Origin of the sequence: Nostoc sp. FACHB-888, from assembly GCF_014696655.1 — a bacterium.
In the GTDB taxonomy this organism is placed as follows: domain Bacteria; phylum Cyanobacteriota; class Cyanobacteriia; order Cyanobacteriales; family Nostocaceae; genus Nostoc.
Genome location: NZ_JACJQM010000395.1, coordinates 1 through 2,024 on the forward strand (window position 1 = coordinate 1; position 2,024 = coordinate 2,024).

The 2,024-nt window shown below is 38.7% G+C and carries 3 protein-coding genes; all 3 read left to right on the plus strand.

Going from position 1 to position 2,024, the window contains the following annotated elements; all coding sequences use genetic code 11:
* Positions 1–323 (plus strand): hypothetical protein (locus tag H6G26_RS41295; RefSeq protein WP_190737876.1); only part of this gene is annotated, 323 nt, incomplete at its 5' end.
* A gap of 798 nt (positions 324–1,121) precedes the next feature.
* Positions 1,122–1,760 carry an AAA family ATPase gene (locus H6G26_RS41300; protein WP_190737877.1) on the plus strand — a complete coding sequence of 213 codons (639 nt, stop codon included), beginning with the start codon at positions 1,122–1,124 and terminating at the stop codon, positions 1,758–1,760.
* Positions 1,744–2,024, plus strand: a 281-nt coding sequence (locus tag H6G26_RS41305) for a ParB N-terminal domain-containing protein (protein WP_190737878.1), incomplete at its 3' end; no start/stop codon positions are given. The genes H6G26_RS41300 and H6G26_RS41305, both read left to right, overlap by 17 nt.

The following is a 2,024-nucleotide window of genomic DNA, read 5'->3' on the forward strand; positions in this document are numbered from 1 at the left end:
ACTGGCTAATCACGTTACCTTTTAAAGCACCCAAAGTCTATCAAAACCTTGTAAAACAAGGACTAAATCATGTTACCCTTTTTGCGGAATATACCGTCAATAGCGTGGGAACCCGTGCTGAAACTATATCAGTAAAGGATGCCAGAATAATCTGGCGCTATTTCGACACAAAAGGAAATGTACAAGCTCAAAAGCTAATAGATGCCTTATCTGAAGACTCACTCACTAGCAGATTCGATCAAGTCTGGGGAGAGTCGCGGACAGTTGAACAACGGCGCATAGACGATTCTCGAATCTTAGATACGCCCCGCCCAAGGACCTGACTTTTCGAGACTGAATTTGAGGAGAATCTAGCACGATAAGCAAGCTCCATAAAAAGCACATACAAAAATGGTAAATACTACTGGGAGTTTGTCTACAACTGAATGACTCCCGAAAAAAAAGCTAAGCTCGATATCGTTAATCCAATTTTGCCTAACGGGAGAAGAAAGTACAAAATACATCAAATGCTGTCGAAAGAAACAAAGGAGAGGTTATCTCCTCACGTTATATCAGTCCTGGTTCTGATGAAGTCGGCTAACTCGGTGGCAGAACTGAGGCGCCTGGTGCAGAGGCAGTACGGAATAGATCAGCCTAATCTGTTTGATGGGTGGAATGTGGAATAGTTAGTGATCGATTTTTGGCAAGTTTCAATATTGCTATCTCTCGTTAACCCCAGCAATTTAGCTGGGGTTTTCATTTTTTCTATCTGAGATTATTGCGTAGTCTTACTCGTTAATGTTTCAAATAATCCTAGTAAAACTTCTGACAAGTTTTTTATTACAACCTGGTGATGGCTGTAATTACCTACCAGATAGAGCTTGAACCCTCGAAAGAAAGCTTTCTGTTGTAAATGCCGACTACTATTAGATCACCCCTGAGTGTCCTTGACTCTTTAAAGAGCCTTCACAAGCGCATTTTTAGGCTGGCAAACTACGAGTAGCGCTAGATTGATTTTTTTTGTATTTTTAAGTTATATATCTACATTAACGAGAACTCAAGTAAATTTTTAAGCCTGCCGATTAAGAGGGTATAACAATAACTGTTATATTGCAAGACTTGGTAGTTATTAGGCAAAATCAATGCTTATTGGAATTTTAAATAGGAAAGGTGGGTGTGGAAAATCAACTACTGCTGTCCATTTAGCTTACTGGTTAACGCAGAGAAAGCATAATGTAATAGTTATCGACTCAGATGGGCAAACTAGTTCTAGTCAGTGGCTAGAAAAGCTTAACCTCCCTTCTTTAGTGATTAATAATCCAGACGATCTCTTTGATAAAATCACACAGTTCTCTGAACAATATGATTCAGTCATTGTAGACTCTCCAGCTGTTCTTGGTGAAACAGCTAAAGCCGTTTTATTAAGTGTTGATTTAGCATTAGTGCCAGTGCAACCATCTAATCTCGATTTACTAGCCACTAAAGATATTGTTCGTTTAGTTAATCAAGCTCAGAAAATCCGCAAGGGATCTCCAAAAGCTTTAATGTTTCTGAGCCGTGCATCAAAAGGAACTGTTTTATTAAGAGAAGCTAAAGAAGTTTTAGCTGAAACTCAAGGACTAATGTTACTGAAACAGGTAATTTATCAGAGGCAAGTTATAGCTGATGCTCCAGGCCAATCTGTTACCGTTTTTAATATGTCAGGTGATGCGGCATCTCAAGCTGCAAAAGATTACAAGCAGCTTTTTGAGGAGGCTTTGAGCTATGGTAAGGCGAAATAGTTTAAAAGATGATTGGAAATTTGATACTGAGTTATCTTTTGATGCACAATTGGACAATAAATCTAATATTCTTGAAGTCTCTATTGATTCAATTTCTCTTCCGTTGAGTCAACCTCGTCGCTATTTCGATCCAGAGAAGCTTCAACAACTAAAAGAATCAATTTGTAAGTATGGAGTTTTAGAACCTTTAATAGTTCGTCCTTTAGAAAAAGCTGGTCATTATGAATTAGTGGCGGGAGAACGACGTTATAAGGCAGCAAGGGA

Bases quoted from the DNA above. Each gene is read 5' to 3' on its own strand.
- H6G26_RS41300 (WP_190737877.1), top strand. From the start codon at position 1,122: ATGCTTATTGGAATTTTAAATAGGAAAGGTGGGTGTGGAAAATCAACT.